This window comes from Streptomyces sp. NPDC006309 (assembly GCF_040613095.1).
Taxonomy (GTDB): domain Bacteria; phylum Actinomycetota; class Actinomycetes; order Streptomycetales; family Streptomycetaceae; genus Streptomyces.
In genome coordinates, this window is the sequence record NZ_JBEXRO010000008.1 from 1 (window position 1) to 17,645 (window position 17,645).

A 17,645-nucleotide genomic window follows, 5' to 3' on the forward strand; every position below is an offset into this window, starting at 1 on the left:
CCAGATGCTTGCTGTAATCGATGTGCAGATCACCGACCTGAAGCGTGTACCGCTCCGCACGACCGGGATCCGACGCGAACAACTCGCGCAGACGCAGCCGACTGCGGGCATGGTGATCGGCCAGCGCCGTCCACTCGGGCCGGTGGGTGAGGTTCGGGTATTCGGCCATGTCAGGCGTTCTCCTTGGCGGCCTCGCCCTGGAGGGCGATGGCGTACATCTCGTCGGCGTCGAGGCGGCGGAGCTCCTCGGCGATGAGTTCGGAGGTGGGGCGGACCTTCAGGGCGAGGGTGCGCGGCGGCTGGCCCGGCAGGGTCAGCGTGGCGAGGGGCCCTTCGGGGCGGTCGATGACGATCTCGCCGTTCTGGACGCCGAGCCGTACGGCCGTGACGACCGGGCCCGGGCTGACCACGCGATCCACGGGCACCTTCAGACGGGCCTCCAGCCAGCGCGCCAGCAGCTCGGCGCTGGGGTTGTCCGCCTCGGCCTCGACGGCCGCCGAGGTCACCGTCACCCGGGCCTGGTCCAGGGCCGCGGCCAGCATCGAGCGCCACGGGGTGAGCCGGGTCCAGGCGAGGTCGGTGTCGCCGGGCGAGTAGGCGCGCACGCGGGCCTGAAGGACCTCCAGGGGCCGCTCGACGGCGTACAGGTCGGTGATCCGGCGCTGGGCGAGCGCGCCCAGCGGGTCCTTGGCGGGGGAGTCGGGGGCGTCCACCGGCCACCACACGACCACCGGGGCGTCCGGCAGCAGCAGCGGCAGGACGACGGAGTCGGCGTGGTCGGACACCTCGCCGTAGGTCCGCAGGACGACCGTCTCGCCGGTGCCCGCCTCGGAGCCGACCCGCACCTCGGCGTCCAGCCGGGAGTGGGTGCGGTCGCGCAGCGTGCGGGCGTGCCGCTTGATGACGACCAGGGTGCGCGAGGGGTGCTCGCGCGAGGCCTCCTCGGCGGCCCGGATCGAGTCGTAGGCGTTCTCCTCGTCCGTGACGATGACCATCGTCAGGACCATGCCCACGGCCGGTGTGCCGATGGCGCGGCGGCCTTGCACCAACGCCTTGTTGATCTTACTTGCCGTGGTGTCGGTCAGGTCGATCTTCATGGCCTGCGCCAGCTCCGTCCGTCTCGTGCGAGCATCTCGTCGGCTTCCCTCGGTCCCCAGGTGCCCGAGGAGTACTGCGCCGGCCTGCCGTGCCCCGCCCAGTACTCCTCGATCGGGTCGAGGATCTTCCAGGACTCTTCCACCTCCTGGTGACGGGGGAAGAGGTTGGCGTCACCGAGCAGTACGTCCAGGATGAGCCGCTCGTACGCCTCCGGGCTGGACTCGGTGAACGACTCGCCGTAGGCGAAGTCCATGGACACGTCCCGGATCTCCATCGAGGTGCCCGGCACCTTCGACCCGAAGCGCACGGTCATGCCCTCGTCGGGCTGGACGCGGATGACGATCGCGTTCGAACCCAGTTCCTCGGTGGCGGTGGAGTCGAACGGGGAGTGCGGGGCCCGCTTGAAGACCACCGCGATCTCGGTGACCCGGCGGCCGAGCCGCTTGCCGGTGCGCAGGTAGAAGGGGACGCCCGCCCAGCGGCGGTTGTCGATGCCCAGCTTGACCGCGGCGAAGGTGTCGGTCTTCGACTTGGGGTCGATGCCGTCCTCCTCCAGGTAGCCGACGACCTTCTCGCCGCCCTGCCAGCCGGTCGCGTACTGCCCGCGCACGGTGTGCCGGCCGAGGTCCTCCGGCAGGCGCACCGACTTCAGCACCTTCAGCTTCTCGGTGAGCAGCGCCTCGGCGTCGAACGCGATCGGCTCCTCCATGGCGGTCAGCGCCATCAGCTGGAGGAGGTGGTTCTGGATGACGTCGCGGGCGGCGCCGATGCCGTCGTAGTAGCCGGCCCGGCCGCCGATGCCGATGTCCTCGGCCATGGTGATCTGCACGTGGTCGACGTACGACCGGTTCCAGACCGGCTCGTACATCTGGTTGGCGAAGCGCAGCGCCAGGATGTTCTGGACCGTCTCCTTGCCGAGGTAGTGGTCGATGCGGAACACCTGGTCCGGGTCGAACACGTCGTGCACGAGCGCGTTCAGCTCGCGCGCGCTGGCCAGGTCGTGCCCGAACGGCTTCTCGATGACCGCGCGCCGCCAGGAGCCCTCCGGCGGACTGGCCAGGCCGTGCTTCTTCAGCTGCTGCACGACCTTGGGGAAGAACTTCGGCGGCACCGAGAGGTAGAAGGCGAAGTTGCCGCCGGTGCCGCGGGAGGCGTCCAGCTCCTCGACGGCCTCCTTCAGCTGCTTGAACGCGGTGTCGTCGTCGAAGTCGCCGGGGATGAACCGCATGCCCTCGGCGAGCTGCTGCCACACCTCCTCACGGAACGGGGTGCGGGAGTGCTCGCGTACGGCGTCGTGCACCACCTGCGCGAAGTCCTGGTTCTCCCAGTCCCGGCGGGCGAACCCGACGAGGGAGAAGCCCGGCGGCAGCAGACCGCGGCTGGCCAGGTCGTACACGGCCGGCATGAGCTTCTTGCGGGACAGGTCACCGGTCACCCCGAAGATGACCAGGCCGGACGGCCCGGCGATCCGGGGGAGCCGGCGGTCACCGGCCTCCCGCAGCGGGTTCACCCAGTCGGCGGCCGGGGCGACCGGCACGCGCACCTCCTCGGGTGCCTGGGCGGCGGGTGCGTTCTCGGTCATCAGGCGTCAACTCCCTTGCTCTTCAGGGACGCGGCGACGGCGTCCAGCAGGTCCTGCCAGGCCGCCTCGAACTTGGCGACGCCCTCGTCCTCCAGTTGCTGCACGACCTCGTCGTAGGGGATGCCGAGCCGCTCGAGGGCGGCCAGGTCGGCGCGGGCCCGCGCGTAGCCGCCGGTCACCGTGTCCCCGGTGATCACGCCGTGGTCGGCGACGGCGAGCAGCGTGGCCTCCGGCATGGTGTTGACGGTGCCCGGCGCGACCAGCTCGTCCACGTACAGGGTGTCCTTGTACGCGGGGTCCTTCACCCCGGTGGACGCCCACAGCGGGCGCTGCCGGTTCGCCCCGTCACCGGCGAGCGCGAGCCAGCGTTCGGAGGCGAAGACCTCCTCGTACGCCTCGTAGGCCAGCCGGGCGTTGGCGAGGGCCGCGCGGCCCCTGAGCGCGAGGGCCTCGTCGGTGCCGAGGGCGGTCAGCCGCTTGTCGGTCTCGCTGTCCACGCGGGAGACGAAGAACGACGCCACCGAGTGGACCGTCGACAGGTCGATGCCGCGCTCGCGGGCCTTCTCCAGGCCGGCCAGGTAGGCGTCCATGACCTCGCGGTACCGCTCCAGCGAGAAGATCAGGGTCACGTTGACGCTGATGCCGAGGCCGATCACCTCGGTGATCGCCGGGAGGCCCGCCCGGGTCGCCGGGATCTTGATCAGCACGTTGGGCCGGTCGACCAGCCAGGCCAGCTGCCTGGCCTCGGCGACGGTCGCCGAGGTGCGGTGGGCCAGACGCGGGTCGACCTCGATGGAGACCCGGCCGTCCAGCCCGCCGGAGGCCGAGTACACGGGTTCCAGGATGTCGGCGGCGTCCCGCACGTCGGCGGTCGTCATCATCCGTACCGCCTCCTCCACCGTCACCCCCCGCACGGCGAGGTCGGCGAGCTGCTCCTCGTACCCCTTCCCGGAGCCGATGGCCGCCTGGAATATCGACGGGTTCGTGGTGACACCGACGGCGCTTCCGCTCGCCACCAGCTCGGCGAGGCTGCCCGAGGTGATCCGCTCACGGGACAGGTCGTCCAGCCAGACCGACACCCCCTCGTCGGCAAGGAACTTGAGGGCTCCCGGAGTCGCTATTGCTTCGGTCACAGTGATCATCTTTCTTTCGCGTCGGTATCAGGCGCGCGCGGCGGCGAGCGACTCGCGGGCCGCCGCGGCGACGTTCTCGGGGGTGAAGCCGAACTCGGCGAACAGGGTCTTCGCGTCCGCGGAGGCACCGAAGTGCTCGAGGGAGACGATGCGGCCCGCATCGCCCACGAAGCGGTACCAGGTCAGGCCGATGCCGGCCTCGACGGCGACCCGGGCCCGCACGGCCGGCGGCAGCACCCGCTCGCGGTAGGCGCGCGGCTGCTCCTCGAACCACTCCACGGACGGCATCGACACCACACGGGTGCCGATCCCTTCGGCCTCCAGCCGCTCCCGCGCGGCCACGGCCAGCTGCACCTCGGAACCCGTCGCGATGACGATCACCTCCGGTACCTCGGTCGAGGACTCGCGCAGCACGTAGCCGCCCTTGGCCGCGTCCTCGTTCGGCGCGTACACCGGCACGCCCTGGCGGGTGAGCGCGAGCCCGTGGGGGGCGGGGTTCGTGGCGTGCCTCCTCAGGATCTCGGCCCAGGCGATCGCGGTCTCGTTGGCGTCCGCCGGGCGGACGACGTTCAGGCCCGGGATCGCGCGCAGCGAGGCCAGGTGCTCGACCGGCTGGTGGGTCGGGCCGTCCTCGCCGAGACCGACGGAGTCGTGCGTCCACACGTACGTCACCGGCAGCTGCATGAGCGCCGACATACGGACGGCGTTGCGCATGTAGTCGGAGAACACCAGGAACGTGCCGCCGTAGACGCGCGTGTTGCCGTGCAGGGCGATGCCGTTCATCGCCGCGGCCATGGAGAACTCGCGGATCCCGAAGTGGACGGTACGGCCGTACGGATTGGCCTCGGGCAGCGGGTTGCCCTCGGGCAGGAACGAGCTGTCCTTGTCGATGGTGGTGTTGTTGGAGCCGGCGAGGTCGGCGGAGCCGCCCCACAGCTCGGGGAGGACCGGGCCGAGCGCCTGGAGCACCTTGCCGGAGGCGGCCCGGGTGGCGACCGGCTTGCCCTCCTCGAACACGGGCAGCGCGTCCTCCCAGCCCGCGGGCAGCTCGCCCTTGCCGACCCGGTCGAACAGCTCGGCCCGCTCGGGGGCGGCCGTGCGCCATTCGGCTATCCGCTTGTCCCAGGCCGCGTGTGCCTCGGCGCCCCGGTCGAGTGCCTGACGGGTGTGGGCGAGGACCTCGTCGGCGACCTCGAAGGTCCGCTCCGGGTCGAAGCCGAGGAGGCGCTTGGTGGCGGCCACCTCCTCCTCGCCGAGCGCGGAGCCGTGCGACGCCTCGGTGTTCCGGGCGTTGGGGGCGGGCCAGGCGATGACCGTGCGCATCGCGATGATCGACGGCCGCCCGGTCTCCGCCTGTGCGGTCCTCAGGGCCGCGTACAGGGCGGGTACGTCGATGTCGCCGTCCTCGGCGGGCTCGACGCGCTGGGTGTGCCAGCCGTAGGCCTCGTACCGCTTCAGCACGTCCTCGGAGAACGCGGTCGCGGTGTCGCCCTCGATGGAGATGTGGTTGTCGTCGTAGAGGAAGACCAGGTTGCCGAGGCGCTGGTGGCCGGCCAGGGACGAGGCCTCGCCGGAGACGCCCTCCTCCAGGTCGCCGTCGGAGACGATCGCCCAGACGGTGTGGTCGAAGGGGGAGGTGCCCTCGGGGGCGTCCGGGTCGAACAGGCCGCGCTCGTAGCGGGCGGCCATCGCCATGCCGACGGCGTTCGCGGCGCCCTGGCCGAGCGGTCCGGTGGTGGTCTCCACGCCCGCGGTGTGCCCGTACTCGGGGTGCCCCGGGGTCTTCGAGCCGTGCGTGCGGAACGCCTTCAGGTCGTCCAGCTCCAGCTCGTACCCGGCGAGGAAGAGCTGCGTGTAGAGGGTCAGCGAGGTGTGGCCGGGGGAGAGGACGAACCGGTCACGGCCGCTCCACTCGGGGTCGGCCGGATCGTGACGCATCACCTTCTGAAAGATCGTGTACGCGGCGGGCGCGAGGGCCATCGCCGTGCCCGGGTGCCCGTTGCCGACCTTCTGCACCGCGTCGGCCGCCAGGAGACGGGCGGTGTCCACGGCGCGCCGGTCGAGGTCCGTCCACTCGAAGCCGTCGGAAGTCTGCGTCGTCATCTTCAAGAAGTCCTCGTTCAGTGCGATTGGCTGGCCGGACGCGTTCAAACTTAAAAGTCTGACTTTTTCGAGGGAAGGTCGGGGTGTGTCAGCCTGTGGTGAATCTGGGACAGTGATCGCGACAGGGACGGCACGAAACGGGCATGACCGACAAGACCGACGGGACACACCAAGCCGCCGACGCCGGTACCGGCGACGACGGGGCGACCGAGCACGACGGGGCGACCGACCACGACGGGACGACCGAGCACGACGGGATCAGAACCTTCCCCTTCCCGGCCGACCTGGCCGTCGGCGGCGTCGGCCTCCAGATCGGGCCGATGGGCGCGGACCGCACCTGGCACACCGACGCCCCCCTGTACCGCGTTCACCGCATCGACTTCCACGTGGTCATGCTCTTCGCCGACGGCCCCGTACGACACATGGTCGACTTCGCCGAGTACGAGGCGACGGCCGGCGACCTGCTGTGGATACGGCCCGGACAGGTCCACCGCTTCTCCCGGGAATGCGTGTACCGCGGAACCGTCCTGACCATGCAACCCGGCTTTCTGCCGCCCGCCACGGTCGAGGCCACCGGCCTGTACCGCTACGACCTGCCGCCCCTGCTGCGCCCCGCCCCGGCCCAGCTCGACGCCCTCCAGGCGGCCCTGGACCAGCTGCGCCGCGAGTACGAGGACACCGCGACGCTCCCGCCCGGCCTCCACACGGCCGTCCTGCGGCACACCCTGACCGCGTTCCTGCTGCGCCTGGCCCACCTCGCCGCCAGCTCGGCCCAGGCCGGCCGGCAGCAGCCCGACAGCGCGTTCACCCGCTTCCGGGACGCCGTCGAGGAGAGCTTCGGTGTCCAGCACAGCGTCAGCGCCTACGCCGACGCCCTCGGTTACTCCCGCCGCACCCTGGTCCGCGCCGTCCGCGCGGCCACGGGCGAGACCCCGAAGGGATTCATCGACAAACGGGTCATCCTGGAGGCCCGGCGCCTCCTCGCCCACACCGACCTGCCGATCGGCCGCGTCGGAGCGGCCGTGGGCTTCCCCGACGCGGCGAACTTCTCCAAGTTCTTCCACCTGCACACCGGCCAGACCCCGGTAGCCTTCCGCGCGGAACTGCGCTAGCGGCCCGGGGGACCGTGGCTGTCCCGGACGCCATCAGGTCATCACCGCCCACCCGGGACCGTGAGGGAGACAGCTGTGATCTGGTGTCCGCGATGCGACCAGGGGTGGGTCACTCGTGCCCGGGTCCCGGGAGAGCCCGGGACGTTCCTGCTCTGCTACGAGTGCGACACCGTGTGGGTGGACCGCGAACCGCACGCCGGTCCGCCGTTCCTCACCCTCGAGGAGTACCTGGCCCGCTTCCGGCTCGAAGGCCTCTGGTCGAACATCGAACTCCTCGAGAAGGAGCCGGGCGCGTAGAGCGTGACGGGGCCCGCGGGAGAATCCGCGGGCCCCGTCCGTGCCTGCGTGCACAGGTGGGCCGGTGCCGGTGCCGGCGCCGTTCAGTGGCCGAAGTCGAACCAGTTCAGGTTGACGAAGTCGGCCGGCTGGCCGCTGGTGAAGGTCAGGTAGACGTCGTGCGTGCCCGTCACCGCGCTGATGTTGGCCGGCACCGTCTGCCAGGACTGCCAGCCGCCGGTGCCGCCCACGGCGAAGCTGCCGATGGGCGCGTTGCCGCGGTTGTCCAGCCGTACCTCGACCAGGCCGCTGACCCCGCCCGTCGCGCCGCTCGCGACCCGGGCGGAGAACTGCCTCGCCGGCGTGGAGCCGAAGTCGACGCCCTTGTACAGCGCCCAGTCACCGTTGGCCAGATAGCCGATGTCCTGCCCGCCGCCCGTGTCCGTGGTGGTCTCCGTGACGACCCCGGACTGGCTGTCGTAGGACTCGCCCTGGATGGCGCTGTAGGCGTTCCGGTTGCCGGACGGCGGGGGAGTGGGGCCGCCGCCGCCCGTGGACTGAAGGACCTGCACGTAGTCGACGGCCATCGGGTGGCCCGGCTCGGTCCCGCTGTCCGGGCCGCCGCCGAACGCTCCCGGGAAGCCACCGCCCATCGCCACGTTCAGAATGAGGAAGTAACCGTGGTCGGTCGCGTTCGCCCACGTCGTGGCGTCGACCTGGTTCGCCCTGACGGTGTGGAAGTTGACGCCGTCCAGGTAGAAGCGGATCTCCTCGGGGCTGGTCGAGCGGTCCCACTCCATCGCGTACGTGTGGAAGCCCGCCTGGCAGGTGGTGCCGGTGCAGGGGGTGGAGCCGCCGATGCCGGTGGTCTCGTTGCACGGGCCGCCCGAACCGGTCCCGCAGTGCATCGTGGCCCAGTCGTTGTTCAGGCCCTGGACGTTCTCCATGACGTCCAGCTCGCCGATGCCCGGCCAGTTCCAGTAGTTCCCGCGGAACGGCGCGCCCAGCATCCAGAACGCCGGCCAGTAGCCCTTGGCGGCGGCACCGGTGACGTCGGGCAGCTGGATCCGGGCCTGCACCCGCAGCTTTCCGCCGGCCGGGGGCCGGAAGTCGGTGCGGGTCGTCTCGATCCGGCCGGACGTCCAGTGGCCCGCGGCGTCCCGGCGCGGGGTGATGAGCAGGTTGCCGTTCCCGTCCAGCGCGACGTTGCTCGTGCTCGACGTCATCGTCTCGACCTCGCCGGTGCCCCAGTTCGCGGCGCCGCCGGGGTAGGACGTACCGGTGTCGTACTGCCAGTCGGCGCCGTTGACGCCGGAGCCCGCCGCGCCGTTGAAGTCGTCCATGAAGACCTGGGTCCAGCCCGCCGGGGGTGCGGGCGCGGAGGCGCCGGCGGGCAGGGTGCCCGCGGTCACCGCGGCGAGGGCGAGACCGAGCGTGCCGAGCGCGGCGACGAGCGCCTTGCGGACGGAACGCCGTCGGCCGGCGGGCACCCGGGTGCCGTGCGGTCCTCCGGCGGGCGGGGGTGGTGTTCCGGGGGTTTCACTCATGGGTTGCCTCTCTAAGTACGGCGAGACGTGCGGGTGTCTCTGAGAGCGCTCTCAAGGGTGCGGCCAATGTGCTCCCCGCCCCCGCGACCGTCAAGGGTTGAAACACATAAACGCCCTCTGCTGCCCGGGAGTTCACCGGATGAAGCCGTGCCCGCCGGCCGTGGTGCGCCGCCCGCCACCCGGTCGGCCCGCGCGGGCGGCTCCCGGACTCCCGGCCCGGACACCCCGTGGCACCGCCCGCCCTCGGCCCGTGCCCGGCTTATCGTGGCGGGGTACGGTCACCCTCCCCACCGAGGACAGCGCATGAACGGCTCTCCCGCCGCCGTCGTCGAGGCGGCCTTCCGGGCCTACCGGGCACAGGACCGCGCGGCGGCACTCCCCCTCTACGCCGACGACTTCACCTTCACCAGCCCGCAGGACGACCACATCGACAGGGCGGCGTTCTTCGCGCGCTGCTTCCCGACCGCCGGCCGTTTCACCGACCAGCGCATCCTGCACATCGTCGCCGCGGACGAGGAACTGGTCCTCGTCCACTACGAGTACGAGCTGACCTCCGGCGGCCGGTACCGCAACGTCGAGGCCGTCACCGTGCGCGACGGTCACATCCGGGAGGTGCAGGTCTTCTTCGGCGGCGCGGTGTGAGCGGGTGGCGGACGGCGGGTGCCGGCGAGGCGCGGGGTGACGGCGGACGGCGAGTAGGGTCCCTGGCATACCGGCGGCACGACCGGGACCGCGCGGCGGCGCCGCGCGCGGCCCCCGGGGCGGACGCGGCGGGGGTCCCGGGCAACGGGCGAAGGGGACAGGTGTGAAGCTGACGATTCTGGGCGGCGGCGGGTTCCGGGTGCCGCTCGTGTACGGAGCACTGCTGACCGACCACGCCGAGGGGCGGGTCACCGACGTGGTCCTCCACGACCTGGACGAACGCCGGCTGTACGCGGTGACCCGTGTGCTGGCGGAACAGGCCGCCGGCGTCCCCGACGCCCCCCGGGTGACCGCCACCACCGACCTGGACGAGGCCCTGCGCGGCGCCGGCTTCGTCTTCTCCGCGATCCGTGTCGGCGGCCTGGCGGGACGGGCGGACGACGAACGGATCGCGCTCGCGCAGGGGGTGCTCGGACAGGAGACGGTCGGCGCGGGCGGGATCGCCTACGGCCTGCGCACCGTTCCCGTCGCCGTCGACATCGCCCGGCGCGTGGCCCGCCTCGCCCCGGACGCCTGGGTGATCAACTTCACCAACCCGGCCGGACTGGTCACCGAGGCCATGTCCCGCCACCTCGGCGACCGCGTCATCGGCATCTGCGACTCGCCGGTCGGCCTCGGCCGCCGTATCGCCCGTGTCCTCGGTGCCGATCCCGGGGAGGCCTTCATCGACTACGTCGGCCTCAACCACCTCGGCTGGGTGCGCGGGCTGCGCGTCGCCGGACGCGACGAACTCCCGCGGCTGCTCGCCGACCCCGCGCTGCTCGGCTCCTTCGAGGAGGGCCGGCTGTTCGGCGCCGACTGGCTGCGGTCGCTCGGCGCGGTCCCCAACGAGTACCTGCACTACTACTACTTCAACCGGGAGACCGTCCGCGCCTACCAGGAGGCCGAGCGGACCCGCGGTGCCTTCCTGCGCGACCAGCAGGCCCGGTTCTACGCGGAGGCGGGCGATCCCGCAGTCTCCGCCCTGCTCGCCTGGGACCGCACCCGCGCCGAACGCGAGGCCACCTACATGGCCGAGAACCGGGAGAGCGCCGGCGCCGGCGACCGCGAGGCCGACGACCTCTCGGGCGGCTACGAGAAGGTCGCCCTCGCGCTGATGCGGGCCGTCGCCCGCGACGAGCGCACCACGCTGATCCTGAACGTGCGCAACCGCTCCACCCTGTCGGTGCTCGACGCCGACGCCGTCATCGAGGTGCCCTGCCTGGTCGACGCGAACGGTGCCCACCCGCTGTCCGCGGACCCGCTCCCCGGCCATGCCACCGGTCTGGTCTGCTCGGTCAAGGCGGTCGAACGCGAGGTGCTGGCCGCCGCCGAGTCCGGGTCCCGGACGACCGCGGTGAAGGCCTTCGCGCTGCACCCGCTGGTCGACTCGGTCACCGTCGCCCGCCGGCTGGTCGAGGGCTACACCGCGGTCCATCCGGGCCTGGCGTACCTCGCGTGAGCACCCGCGCCTACAGCGGCAGCGCCTGAGCCGCCTTCGCCGCCCGCACGGGCGCCGGCACCGCGGGCAGCACCGTCTCCCCGGCACCCGCGCGCTGCCGCGGCAGCGTCACGGGCGCGAGCGGACGCGGCCCCGCCACCACCGTGTAGTCCTGCCCGAGGAACGGCGGCTCGATCACCCCGGGGTCCTCGCCCAGCGCCAGCCGCACCGCCGCCCAGGGCGCGTTGACGCCGCACAGCGCCAGCTGGTGCACGCCGCCGGCGGGACGGGTGTTGACGTCGAGCAGCACCGGACGGTCACCGAGCATGCGGAACTGGATGTTGGACAGATAGTGCAGCCCGAAGCCCTCGGCGATCAGCCGGGCCGGTTCCAGCCACCGCTCGTCCAGGGTGAAGCCCCGGCGGCGGCCGTTCTTGGTGCGGCCCACCGCGAGCCGCAACCGGTTGTCCGGCCCGGTCAGGCAGTCCACGGACACCTCCGGCTGCTCCAGGCGCGGCATCACCAGCCAGTCCACGGGCTCCTCGGCCCGCCGCAGCGCCTCGACCACCGGACCGAGCTGCACGGACGGGCCGGGGAAACCGGCGAGACCGGCCAGGGAGAGGGGGGCCCGGGTGAGCACCCGGAAGCCGACACCACCCGCACCGGCGGCCGGCTTGAAACACACCTCGTGGCCCGCAGTCTCCAACTCCTCCATCACGGCCAGGAGTTCGTCCGCCGTCCGGACCCGCCGCCACGGCGGCACCGGGACACCCACCGAGCGGACCGCCTCGTACGCGGTCGCTTTGTCCTCGAACACCGCCACCGCCTCGGGCGTCGGCGCCAGCAGCGCCGTACCGGCCGCCGCGAAGTCCGCCCGGTGCGCGACGACCGCCGACTGGTGCAGCCGGGGCACGAACACGTCGATGCCGCGCCGGACGCACTGGTCAAGGGCGTACTCGACGTACGCGGCCGGGGACAGGCCCTCGGGCTCCAGCTCGGCGGTGTCGGCGGCGGCCAGTACGGGGGAGTCCGGATCGCCGTGCGTGGCATGGATCTCGACCGCCCGGTCGCTGGGATTCCTCCGCAGCTGATCCATGAAGAACACGTTCTCCGCGTACGTGCGGTTGAGCCAGACGCGTACGCGTGAGGGCATGCAGGCCGCCTTTCGGGGTGTGCGGGCAGGGCGGAGCGGCCCGTGCCCGGGCAGGAGGGAGGAAGGGTCACCGAACGGCCCCGTGAAGGGGAGAAGAGGCAGGGCGCTGGTGTCGGGGCGATCATACGGCTTTCAAGTGCCCGCGCGTGCAACGCGCGTGTTACGGAACCGGGCCGTCCGCCGGAGCGGTACGACACGCGGCCGGGGAGCCTCTTGTCCGTTGCCCCGCGCATGTGTTGTTGTGGTGCCATCGGATGATCGGAAGGGGCGTGCGGGGTGGAGTCGACGGCCGGGGCCGGACAGCTGCTGGCCATCAGCGACCTGCACATCAGTTACCCGGACAACCGCGCCCTGGTCGACGGCATGCGCCCCCAGGGAGACGACGACTGGCTGATCGTGGCCGGGGACGTCGCGGAGACCGTCGCCGACGTCCGCTGGGCCCTCGGCACCCTCGCGAAGCGCTTCCGCAAAGTGCTGTGGGCGCCCGGCAACCACGAGCTGTGGACCCACCCGAGCGACCCGGTCACCCTGCGCGGCGCCGCCCGCTACGACCACCTCGTCGAGGTGTGCCGGGAGCTGGGCGTGGTGACCCCCGAGGACCCGTACCCGGTGTGGCGGGGCGCCGGCGGCCCCGTCGTCGTCGCCCCGCTGTTCCTGTTGTACGACTATTCGTTCCTGCCGGCCGGCTGCACCACCAAGGCCGAGGGCCTGGCCTACGCGGAGAGCACGGGCATCGTCTGCAACGACGAGTACCTGCTGCACCCCGACCCCTACCCGACCCGTGAGGCCTGGTGCCGGGCGCGGGTCGCCGAGACCGAGCGCCGGCTCGCCGAGCTGCCCGAGGACCTCCCGACCGTGCTGGCCGGCCACTACCCGCTGGACCGGCACCCCACGGAGGTGCTGTGGCACCCCGAGTTCGCCATGTGGTGCGGCACCCGGCTGACCGCGGACTGGCACCGCCGGTTCCGGGTCGCCACGATGGTCTACGGCCATCTGCACATCCCCCGCACCACCTGGCACGACGGAGTCCGCTTCATGGAGGTCTCCGTGGGATACCCCCGCGAATGGCGCAAGCGCCCGGATCCCCCGGGAAGGCTGCGCCGCGTCCTGCCGATGGAGGTCCACGCAGGTGATCGAGGAGCTGCTCCCGGAGTCGGTCGTGGCCGTGGAGGCGCACGCTGACGACCCCCTGTGGGACTCCCCGCTCTACCCGGCCGAGGAAGCGCTCGTCGCCCGCGCGGTGACCAAGCGGCGCCGCGAGTTCGCCGCCGTCCGGGGCTGCGCCCGGCGCGCCATGGAGAAACTCGGTGTGCCGCCGCAGCCCGTCATCAGTGGCGAGCGGGGCGCTCCGCGCTGGCCGGACGGCCTGCTCGGCAGCATGACCCACTGCGACGGCTACTGCGCCGCCGCCCTGGTCCGCGCCACCGACCTCGCCTCCCTCGGCATCGACGCCGAGCCGCACGGCCCGCTCCCGGACGGGGTCGGCCGGACCGTCTTCCTGCCCGCTGAGGCGGCGCGGCTCGACCGGCTCACCGGGCAGCGGCCCGCTGTGCACTGGGACCGGATCCTGTTCAGCGCCAAGGAGTCCGTCTACAAGGCGTGGTTCCCCCTCACCCGCAAGTGGCTGGACTTCTCCGAGGCCGACATCACCCTGCACCCCGCTCCCGGCGGCGAGAGCCACGGCACCCTGAGCGCCACCCTCCTGGTGCCCGGGCCCGTGGTCGGCGGCCGGCGACTGCGGGTCTTCGAAGGCCGGTGGACGGTGCGCGACGGGCTGGTCACCACGTCCGTGGTCATCCCCACACCTGAGCCCACCCACCGTCCCTGACCCCGGTCACGCCCGCCCCCACGGCGGCCCGGACCGGGCCACCGTGGCCACCCTGTGCGCTCGGCCGCCGTGCGGCCGTGCCGGTGCGTTCGGTCGCCGTGGCCGTCCCCGGGTGGCCCTACCGGCAGGGTCGCCCGCCGTGGCCATCCCGGTGCGCCCTGCCGTCGTGCGGCCCTGCCCGCGCGTTCGGCCGTCGTGGACTTCCCCGTGGAGTCCGGCGCACGGGCGGCATCGAGCGGGATCCGCAGCGTGGAGGGCCGGCCCCGGGCGGGACGGCCCGCTGCCGCGCGTCGTGAGGCCCTGTGCGTGAGGTCGCTGACGTGGTCGTCCCTGTGCGCTCAGCCGCCGTGCGGCCCTACCGGTGTGTTCGGCCGTCGTGGCCGTCCCCGGGTGGCCCTATCGGTAGGGCCACCCGCCGTGGCCACCCTGTGCGCTCGGCCGTTGTGAGGTCCTGCCCGCGCGCTCGACGGCCTTGGCCGTCCCTGGTGGGGTCGGGCGCACGGGCGGCACCGGGCGGGACCCGCAGCGTGGAGGGCCGGCCCCGGGCGGGACGGCCCGTTGCTGCTGCGCGTCGTGAGGCTCCGCGCGTGAGGTCGCACGCCGTGGCCACCCTGTGTGCCCGGGGCCGCCGTGAGGCCGTGCCCCTGCGCTCGGCCGTCGTGGCCGTCCTCGGGTGGCCCTACCGGCAGGGTCGCCCGCCGTGGCCATCCCGGTGCGCCCTGCCGCCGTGCGGCCCTGCCCGCGCGCTCGGGTGCCGTGGCCGTCCCCGTGGAGTCGGGCGCCGTGCGGCCGGTCCTTCCCCTACGGTCGCCAGCCGTGTGAGGGCGTGCCCGTGCGCCCTGCCGCCGTCAGGACCTCCCCGTGTGCCCGCCCGCCGCCGGTGTCCCCGGACTGCCCGGGTCACGGCGGCGGGCGGCGCGGGAGTCGCCCGGGCGCTCAGGCGTGCGGGCGCCAGTCGCGCAGCAGCCGGAAGAACTGCTCCTCGTTGCCCGCGAGTCCCGCCCGGGCCAGCGCCCGCTCCGCCTCGGCGAGCACGGTGGGCGGGACGACGGTGGGCCGGCCGTCCTGCGGCGGCCCGTCGAAGGCGGCGCGCACCGTGTGGAGCAGCCGCAGATAGGCCTGCACGGCGGTGCGCTCGCGGTCGGTCAGTACGGCGGTGGGCATCGGTCGGCTCTCCCCGAGTAGGCGTCACGGTCACGCGCCCCGCGGCGCGCACGGACCCAGCTTGCCGCCCACCACTGACAACGCGGTCCGGCTCGGCCCGGGTTCGCCCGCTCAGCGGACGCGGAACCGCACCACAGCGCCGGCGAGGCGCCCGGGCCAACCGGGCGGAGCCGGCTCAGGTCTGCGGGTACGGATATCCCAGGGAGGCTCCGATACGGCCGGCCACACCGTCCCGCCGCGCCGGGCCGCCCGGCGCCGAACCGGCGAGCAGGGTGCGGCACTTGCTGGCCAGCAGCAGGCCGAAGGACTCGGCGTCCCGCTCCTCGGCGAGGTCGAGGCGGTTGCGGGCGGCGGCCCGTCGCGCCGGGGTCCGGCGCGCCGTGCGGCCGGCGTCCTCGCGCAGCGGCCGGATCACGGCGCCGGCGCCGGAGCCGTCCACGCGGTGGCCGCAGTGGCCGGCCTGCACGTGCCACAGCTCGTGACCCAGGATCACCAACTGATGTTCCGGGGCGGTACGTTCCTCCACGACTACGACGTCCCGGTCGGTCAGGTACAGCCACAGTCCGCTGGCCGTGCCGGGCGGGAAGACGGCCGTACGGAACTTCACCGGCCGGCCCCGGCGGCGGCTCATCGCCTCGCACAGCGCCCGGTAGAGCTCGTCCGGCGGCGCGGGCACGGGCAGGGTCAGCCCGCCCACCAGGTCGTCGCACAGCCGGCGCGTGTCCCTGCCGATGCCCACGGTCCTCCCCCGCTCACGACTCGGGCCGTTTGACACTCTCCAGCAGCATGTCGAGCCACTCGGCGACCTTGTCCCGGTGCTGGTCGGTGGGCAACTGCGCGGCCCGCCAGGCGATTCCGCGCACGCCGTGGTCCTGGAGCAGCCGCTCCAGCGGGTCCTCGGGGTCCTGGGTGGCGGCCCGCTCCCGGTCGGCGAGCTTCTGGAGCAGATCCTGCTCGGTGCGCTGCAACGCGCCGGCCAAGGCCTCGGGGTCCTCCGCGGTGAGGAAGCCCGCGTGCACCCGGAAGAAGCGCTGGAGGGCGTCGCAGTGCTCCATGGTGGGCCGCCGGTCGCCGTTGATGAGGGCGCCGGCCTGCTGCCGGGACATCCCCGCGCCGTCGGCTATCTCCTGCTGGGTGTAGCGGCGTCCGCCCGGTTTCAGCCGGGTGCGGCGCAGCAGGTCCAGGCGTTGCAGGAAGCGGGCCTGGACGTCCGGTTCACCCGCGGGCCGGCCGCTGAGCAGGGCCCTGACCACCGCCTCCGGCACACCGCAGGCGACGGAGAGCCGCCCTACGTCGAAGACCTCGGTGTGCGGTACACCGAGCCGGTCGGCGAGCGCGGTGACGCGGGCGACGACGGCCGGCAGCTGGGCGGTCGCCGCGGCGCCCGGATCCTCGTAGCCATCCGTCACCGACAGAACTCCTACGTCTCTCGAGGGCTTCAGATGCGTCCGTGGTTCTCACGAGCGGTCGCCGTGAACTTCCCGGAGAGTAGCGGGTGCCTCGAACTCACATCCAGGTGTCGCCACAACTGTGGCGAATTTCAGCCGTCAACCGGCATGAAATGCCACGATAGTTGACACGACCCTTGCTGGGCAGCAGGATCGCATCGCCGCGTGAAAGGCCGCAGAGGCAAGAGGGGTGACCTCCCGATGGCACATCAGGCAGGAGGGCAGCGGCCGGCACCGCGGCCCGTCCCCGACACCTGCGAGACCCAGGCGTACCTCCAGGACTACGCAGCCCTGCTGGAATTTCTGTCCTGCCCGTCCCTGGTCGTCGACCGCCACTGGAACGTGGTCATGGCCAACAGCGCGTTCGAGACACTTTTCCGCGGCGTGCGCCCCCATCCGACGGCCATGCCCGGCGACAACTTCCTCCGGTTCGTGCTGTTCCACCCGGACGCGGGTGAGGTGCTCGGTGAGCACGAGCCGGGCTGGTGCCTGCCGATGCTGGCCCAGCTGCGCTCCGCCCTGGAGACGTGCGGGCACGACCACGAACTCCAGGCGGTCCGCCGGGACATCGCCCAGGACCCGATCATGGAGGCCGCCTACCGGCAGGGCCTGCCGCACTGGATCCGGGCCGTCGGTGAGGCCGGGACCCGCCTCGACGGCGCCGTACGCCTCCTGCTCCACCCGGACCCGCGCCGCGGGCGCACCGAGTGCCGCATCGTGGAGGAGGCGCCGCAGCCGCTGCGGGAACTGGGCTACCGGCGCCTGTCGATGGTCCTGCGCGACCCCCGCCGGCCCGCCACCCCGGTCCGCCGCCCGCGCCGCTCCCGGGGCACGGCCACGCATCTGACGGTCATCGCGTCCCCCGACAGCTGACCCGGCACCGCCGGCGTTCAGGTCGCCGGCGGCGCCGGGCCGGCACGAGCGGCCCCGCCTCGCCCGCCTGCCGGGCAGGCACCCCCCTCGCCCGTACGGCGGGCAGGCCACCCCCTCCCGTGCCTGCCCCCTCCCGTGCCTGCCCCCTCCCGTGCCTGCCCCCTCCCGTGCCTGCCCCCTCCCGTGCCTGCCCCCTCCCGTGCCTG

16 protein-coding genes and 1 pseudogene are annotated in these 17,645 nt (G+C 73.0%); 7 read left to right on the top strand and 10 right to left on the bottom strand.

The annotated features are described in order from the left end of the window. The 5 genes and pseudogenes from ABZ117_RS13345 to tkt all read right to left on the bottom strand — a co-directional run. Positions 1-169 (bottom strand): annotated as a pseudogene (locus ABZ117_RS13345) (glucose-6-phosphate isomerase); the annotation flags it as partial. A gap of 1 nt (position 170) precedes the next feature. Then, a complete protein-coding gene (opcA, locus tag ABZ117_RS13350; protein WP_356820241.1) occupies positions 171-1,097 on the bottom strand; it encodes a glucose-6-phosphate dehydrogenase assembly protein OpcA in 927 nt (308 codons plus the stop codon). Beyond that, on the bottom strand, positions 1,094-2,680 hold the full coding sequence (gene zwf, locus ABZ117_RS13355) for a glucose-6-phosphate dehydrogenase (RefSeq protein WP_356820243.1): 1,587 nt from the start codon (positions 2,678-2,680) through the stop codon (positions 1,094-1,096). Before zwf ends, opcA begins: the two co-directional genes overlap by 4 nt. Further along, complete coding sequence (tal, locus tag ABZ117_RS13360; protein ID WP_356820244.1) at positions 2,680-3,822, bottom strand: transaldolase; 1,143 nt, start codon at positions 3,820-3,822, stop codon at positions 2,680-2,682. The genes zwf and tal overlap by 1 nt, the downstream gene beginning before the upstream one ends. 18 nt (positions 3,823-3,840) lie before the next feature. Then, positions 3,841-5,916: a transketolase gene (tkt, locus tag ABZ117_RS13365; protein ID WP_356820246.1), complete on the bottom strand. Its 2,076-nt coding sequence runs from the start codon at positions 5,914-5,916 to the stop codon at positions 3,841-3,843. A 143-nt stretch (positions 5,917-6,059) separates the two neighbouring features. Between tkt and ABZ117_RS13370 the strand changes: the two genes are divergently transcribed. Next, positions 6,060-7,028, top strand: a complete 969-nt coding sequence (locus ABZ117_RS13370) for an AraC family transcriptional regulator (protein ID WP_356820248.1) — start codon at positions 6,060-6,062, stop codon at positions 7,026-7,028. Between the two features lie 75 nt (positions 7,029-7,103). Continuing rightward, complete coding sequence (locus ABZ117_RS13375; protein WP_356820250.1) at positions 7,104-7,325, top strand: hypothetical protein; 222 nt, start codon at positions 7,104-7,106, stop codon at positions 7,323-7,325. A gap of 83 nt (positions 7,326-7,408) precedes the next feature. Here ABZ117_RS13375 and ABZ117_RS13380 read toward each other — a convergent pair whose 3' ends face one another. Continuing rightward, on the bottom strand, positions 7,409-8,851 hold the full coding sequence (locus ABZ117_RS13380; RefSeq protein ID WP_356820252.1) for a glycoside hydrolase family 16 protein: 1,443 nt from the start codon (positions 8,849-8,851) through the stop codon (positions 7,409-7,411). 303 nt (positions 8,852-9,154) lie between these two features. Here ABZ117_RS13380 and ABZ117_RS13385 point away from each other — a divergent pair, with 303 nt between their 5' ends. Together ABZ117_RS13385 and ABZ117_RS13390 are read left to right on the top strand one after the other, a co-directional pair. Next, positions 9,155-9,493, top strand: coding sequence for a nuclear transport factor 2 family protein (locus tag ABZ117_RS13385; protein ID WP_356820254.1), 339 nt, complete (start codon positions 9,155-9,157; stop codon positions 9,491-9,493). Positions 9,494-9,656: 163 nt separating this feature from the next. Further along, positions 9,657-10,994 (top strand): 6-phospho-beta-glucosidase, encoded by a 1,338-nt coding sequence (locus ABZ117_RS13390; protein WP_356820256.1) that lies wholly within the window; start codon positions 9,657-9,659, stop codon positions 10,992-10,994. Positions 10,995-11,004: 10 nt separating this feature from the next. Here ABZ117_RS13390 and ABZ117_RS13395 read toward each other — a convergent pair whose 3' ends face one another. Then, a complete protein-coding gene (locus tag ABZ117_RS13395; RefSeq protein ID WP_356820258.1) occupies positions 11,005-12,126 on the bottom strand; it encodes an ATP-grasp domain-containing protein in 1,122 nt (373 codons plus the stop codon). 276 nt (positions 12,127-12,402) lie between these two features. Here ABZ117_RS13395 and ABZ117_RS13400 point away from each other — a divergent pair, with 276 nt between their 5' ends. Both ABZ117_RS13400 and ABZ117_RS13405 read left to right on the top strand, forming a co-directional pair. After that, a complete protein-coding gene (locus ABZ117_RS13400) occupies positions 12,403-13,308 on the top strand; it encodes a metallophosphoesterase (protein WP_356820260.1) in 906 nt (301 codons plus the stop codon). Then, positions 13,256-13,954, top strand: a complete 699-nt coding sequence (locus ABZ117_RS13405; RefSeq protein ID WP_356820261.1) for a 4'-phosphopantetheinyl transferase superfamily protein — start codon at positions 13,256-13,258, stop codon at positions 13,952-13,954. The genes ABZ117_RS13400 and ABZ117_RS13405 overlap by 53 nt, the downstream gene beginning before the upstream one ends. A gap of 936 nt (positions 13,955-14,890) precedes the next feature. Here the strand turns inward: ABZ117_RS13405 and ABZ117_RS13410 are convergent. From ABZ117_RS13410 to ABZ117_RS13420, 3 genes are all read right to left on the bottom strand, one after another. Next, entirely contained in the window at positions 14,891-15,118 is a 228-nt protein-coding gene (locus ABZ117_RS13410) for a hypothetical protein (protein WP_356820263.1), read from the bottom strand. A 175-nt stretch (positions 15,119-15,293) separates the two neighbouring features. Next, positions 15,294-15,857, bottom strand: coding sequence for a toxin-antitoxin system, toxin component (locus tag ABZ117_RS13415; protein WP_356820265.1), 564 nt, complete (start codon positions 15,855-15,857; stop codon positions 15,294-15,296). Positions 15,858-15,870: 13 nt separating this feature from the next. Then, a complete protein-coding gene (locus ABZ117_RS13420) occupies positions 15,871-16,527 on the bottom strand; it encodes a helix-turn-helix transcriptional regulator (protein WP_356820266.1) in 657 nt (218 codons plus the stop codon). 240 nt (positions 16,528-16,767) lie between these two features. On the opposite strand from ABZ117_RS13420, the gene ABZ117_RS13425 reads away from it, so the two are divergent. Beyond that, positions 16,768-17,439: a hypothetical protein gene (locus ABZ117_RS13425; protein WP_356820267.1), complete on the top strand. Its 672-nt coding sequence runs from the start codon at positions 16,768-16,770 to the stop codon at positions 17,437-17,439. The last annotated feature ends 206 nt before the right edge of the window (positions 17,440-17,645 follow it).